At 44.6% G+C, this 383-nt stretch carries 1 protein-coding gene; it reads left to right on the forward strand.

The window, feature by feature from the left end; translation table 11 throughout:
- A partial coding sequence (locus tag OC610_RS28975; protein ID WP_264433268.1) for a hypothetical protein occupies window positions 1-383 on the forward strand: 383 nt, incomplete at both ends.

The raw sequence follows: 383 nt of genomic DNA on the forward strand, positions 1-383 counted from the left end.
ACGAAGTCGCGCACTATTTAAATCGTCACGCCATTTATATATCAGGCAATGAAGCCGATAAAGTCAAAGATGATAAATCGCTAGAGATCTGGGCGGATTTTTTCGGCGCCAAACTTATTATGACACTGGTTTTGCTTGGCAGCCGGATCAGGCCAGCTGTCAAGAAGATTGGTTATACAGGATTGGATAGTCTATTGGAGTCTTTGAACCAGGCGCTACTAAAATTCTATTCAACCAGATATACAGATTCCGATGAAAGCCCGATCTATGAGAAAAAAGATAGCAGAGTCGGGCTCTGTGTTGCCGGCATCAATTCGGTTCTCGATCGAGCGGGCGGCATAAATTACCAGCGATCTTACAACGTCTTCATGAAGCTTCATCGC

Origin of the sequence: Pseudomonas agronomica (assembly GCF_025917275.1) — a bacterium.
In the GTDB taxonomy this organism is placed as follows: Bacteria; Pseudomonadota; Gammaproteobacteria; order Pseudomonadales; family Pseudomonadaceae; genus Aquipseudomonas; species Aquipseudomonas agronomica.